The sequence below is a fragment of the Psychrobacter sp. NG27 genome (assembly GCF_016106655.1).
Classification (GTDB): Bacteria; Pseudomonadota; Gammaproteobacteria; order Pseudomonadales; family Moraxellaceae; genus Psychrobacter.
The window spans coordinates 1-512 of record NZ_JADGIN010000037.1 but is presented as its reverse complement, the minus strand read 5'-3'; the positions used below and the strand labels follow the sequence as shown (position 1 = coordinate 512).

The 512-nt window shown below is 75.4% G+C and carries 1 pseudogene; it reads left to right on the top strand.

What is annotated here, in order from left to right:
- Positions 1 to 116 precede the first annotated feature (116 nt).
- Positions 117 to 512 (top strand): annotated as a pseudogene (locus IP485_RS13725) (hypothetical protein); the annotation flags it as partial.

The following is a 512-nucleotide window of genomic DNA, read 5'->3' as shown; positions in this document are numbered from 1 at the left end:
GCCTTGTTCCTGCACGCGTTTTTCGCCGGCGCATCCGGCCTGATCGTCCGTGGCCGGCGTTTCACACATGGTTAACGGCGACCGGCGATTGTGTCGGCGGGCATTGGGGGGAGCGCTTGCGCAATCTGATCGCGGCCGTCGAGCGCATCGACCCGCTGACCGTCTCCGGGCGGGTGGCGGCGGTGAACGGGCTCCTGATCGAGGCCCGGGGCGGACTGACGCGGCTGGCGGTGGGCGCGCGCGAGATCGACCGGCTGGGCGGCGGGCCCCTGGCCGCGGAGGTGGTCGGCTTTCGCGAGGCGCGGGCCCTGCTGATGCCGTTCGGCCCGGTCGAGGGCGTCGCCCCCGGCGCCGAGATCCGCATCATGCCCGAGGGCGCCTCGGTGCGCCCGACCCTGGCCTGGCGCGGCCGCATCGTCGACGCCTTCGGCGAGCCGATCGACGGCAAGGGGCCGTTGCCGCAGGGGCCGGCCGCCTATCCGCTGCGCAGCCCGCCGCCGCCGGCCCACGCC